Here is a 722-nt window from a genome sequence, read left to right as displayed (position 1 = left end):
GGGGGGACGCAGGAGGATAGGGCGAGCAGGCGGCTGGAAGAGCCTGTCCAAGCAGTGAGGCTGGCCAGTAGGCAAATCCGCTGGCCGGAAGGCCAAGCTGTGATGGCGACGGAGTCATCCGGAAGTCCCCGATTTCACACTGCCAAGAAAAGCCTCTAGCGAGGGAAGAGGTGCCCGTACCGCAAACCGACACAGGTAGGCGAGGAGAGAATCCTCAGGCGCGCGGGAGAACTCTCGTTAAGGAACTCGGCAAAATGACCCCGTAACTTCGGGAGAAGGGGTGCTCTTTCGGGTGAAGAGCCTGGAAGAGCCGCAGTGAAAAGGCCCAAGCGACTGTTTATCAAAAACACAGGTCTCTGCGAAGCCGAAAGGCGACGTATAGGGGCTGACACCTGCCCGGTGCTGGAAGGTTAAGGGGAGCGCTGAGCGGAAGCGAAGGTGCGAACCGAAGCCCCAGTAAACGGCGGCCGTAACTATAACGGTCCTAAGGTAGCGAAATTCCTTGTCGGGTAAGTTCCGACCCGCACGAAAGGTGTAACGACTTGGGCGCTGTCTCAACGAGAGACCCGGTGAAATTATACTACCTGTGAAGATGCAGGTTCCCCGCGACAGGACGGAAAGACCCCGTGGAGCTTTACTGCAGCCTGATATGGAATTTTGGTATCGCTTGTACAGGATAGGTGGGAGCCTGAGAAGCCGGAGCGCCAGCTTCGGTGGAGGCG

1 rRNA gene is annotated in these 722 nt (G+C 58.2%); it reads left to right on the top strand.

Features of this window, described 5'->3' with window-relative positions:
• Positions 1-722, top strand: a 23S ribosomal RNA gene (locus tag B4113_RS14985); the annotation flags it as partial.

The organism is Geobacillus sp. B4113_201601, assembly GCF_001587475.1.
Classification (GTDB): domain Bacteria; phylum Bacillota; class Bacilli; order Bacillales; family Anoxybacillaceae; genus Geobacillus; species Geobacillus icigianus.
The sequence above is the reverse complement of the archived record's forward strand: the minus strand, read 5'-3'. Positions and strand labels throughout refer to the sequence as shown.